Genomic DNA, 2,391 nt, shown 5'->3' on the forward strand with positions numbered 1-2,391 from the left:
TATATATATTCTCTGGATTTTGGATTGTCTTTAAATTTTCAAAGACCTCTTCAAATGCCTTTATTAATTTTCTTTTATCGTCATGATCTACATTGTTATTATTTTTCTCTTCTACTTTATTTTTAAAATTTTTAAACATCTTAGCCAAGATAATTTCCAATATATTACTATTCTCATTAAAATGCGATGGATCTATTATTCCGATATTAAAAAATTTGTTTTCTTTTTTTAGCTTCTTATATACTACCTTTAAATCTTTTGCATTTTCATCTGAAACTTCCACATCTTTTCCATTTTTTAATGCTCCTGATACAGAAAGCATAGCCGAGGTTTTTCCTGTTCCTCTTTCTCCTACAAAACTAACTATATTATTATATTTCTCATAACTATCTTCTTCTTCTTCTGAACCACCTGCTAATATAGTTTCAATACAATCAAATGCTTTGTCATAAACATCTTTAAACATTGACTCATTAAATTCTCCTATTTTTTCTACCTTTGCCTTATATTCTTCCCCAATTTTTATCTTTAAAATTTTCTCTGCCATCATTACTCCCTATGTAATTTTTTATTTCCATTATTTTCTTAGATATACTCTCTATCTTTACAAAATTTCAGAAACATATCAAAATGATATATAATCAATCATTTTTTTATTTTATAACAATAGTATATAATAAACACTTACTATTTTGTAGTGTTTATTTTAATACTTATTTTATTTAAATTTAATTATAGTTTAATCTAATGGGAGTAGTAAGGAAATTTGTATAGGTGAAAGGTTTTTTGATGTCCAAAGAATTCAGGCTCTTTGTTAATTGTAGGGAAATTAAGATTATATAGCCTTTCATTTAACTTCATTTTAATAACTACATATATAGTATAACGAATTTATAAAATGGTATTTTGAATGAATATATGGGAATAAAAAAATAGTTTTCGTTAATGACTGTTAACGAAAACTATTTTTTTTATTCTTCATCTAAAACCGCTTTGACTGAAAAATTATCTATTAAATTACCAACGCCTGGATTTCCCCCAGCAGAATCAATAGAATCTAAAGAAAATCTAGTAACTGTTTGACCTTCAGGAACTATATAGGTTCCAGTATAGGTACCCCAACTATCATTTCCATCTTTTAGAATTTCTAGAATAACAGCATCTTCTCCAGTACCTACACTAATACTAGCAGTATCTACCCCAGATCTTCCTCTGTGACTTATAGACCATTTTAGAATTGTCCCTGGTATTGTAACAACTTCTTGATATAGAGAAGCAACTTCATTTGCATTTAATTCCAAAAAGTGATTCCCATCAGCTGCTGGGACACCTAAAAAACCATCACTCCAGACCTCTATTTTATTGTCTGAAGCCGTTGTATTCCAATGTTCAATCCTACTAGCATCCACTTGAGCATATCTTCCAGTATTGAGATTTTCAAAACTAGGGTTATTTATATACTCTCCTTTATCATTGACTTCCATTGCTTTTACATCCCCAACATCTTCTAAATTTTGAAGATCTGATAGTTTTATAATTTTGTCACTCCAAATTTCATATTTTGAATCCCCAGTATAGGCACCATTAGGAAGATTAGCGTATATTTCCTCCTCTTTTTTAATATAATACCATCCGCCAGTATTATCTCTAGCAGAGACAATTTTATCTGTTTTTTTATAGGAATTTCCAGCAACTGAGAAAGGTTCTGTAGGATGGACATCAAATTTATTCAATAAATTTGAGTCATTTGTAGCTAAGTCTGGTGCTTCAAAAGAAACATTACTTTCAATAGAAAGTTTGGATCTTATCAACCCTAATTTATGTTGAACTTTGGCAACTTTGGCTTTATTTAATTCTTTTCTTAACTTAGGAATAGCTGTAGTTGATAAAATTCCTATAATAGAAATGATAACTAATAATTCAATTATAGTAAAACCATTTTTTTTATTCATAGAATCACATCCTTAAATATGTATAAGTTTAATTAATCAATATATATGTTCTTCTTTATTAATAAAAATCCTTTAAAAAATAAAATAATATCTCTATATTTTATTTTCAAAACTAATTCATATCTAAAAAAAGATTTTATTTGAATTTTAGTCAATTTTTTATTCTTTGGGCTTTTTGAATGAATTTATATTTACTAGTCTTAAAATAAGCTATTGAATATTCAAAGATGGTTCCATCCTCTAAAAATGTTTGGTTATTTATCTTTAATAAAGGTTCATTTGGCTTGACTTTAAGATGTTTTTCTTCATCTTTCCCAGCTAAAGAAACTCCTATTTCCTGTAAACTTTCTAATATAATTTTTTTAGTAAATTTTTCTACATAAGCATATTTAGATCCGTTTAATGTCGATACATTAAGTTCTGGAAATAAATTCAAAGG

The 2,391-nt window shown here is 27.2% G+C and carries 3 protein-coding genes; all 3 read right to left on the minus strand.

Going from position 1 to position 2,391, the window contains the following annotated elements; genetic code table 11:
• The coding region (locus WBG30_RS13180; RefSeq protein WP_424505117.1) for a hypothetical protein at positions 1 to 547 on the minus strand (547 nt) is incomplete at its 3' end.
• Positions 548 to 971: 424 nt separating this feature from the next.
• Complete coding sequence (locus tag WBG30_RS13185; protein WP_424505118.1) at positions 972 to 1,952, minus strand: type II secretion system protein; 981 nt, start codon at positions 1,950 to 1,952, stop codon at positions 972 to 974.
• Positions 1,953 to 2,103: 151 nt separating this feature from the next.
• On the minus strand, positions 2,104 to 2,391 hold a 288-nt coding region (locus WBG30_RS13190; protein WP_424505119.1), incomplete at its 5' end, for a UTRA domain-containing protein.

Source organism: Psychrilyobacter sp., from assembly GCF_049671765.1.
Classification (GTDB): domain Bacteria; phylum Fusobacteriota; class Fusobacteriia; order Fusobacteriales; family Fusobacteriaceae; genus Psychrilyobacter.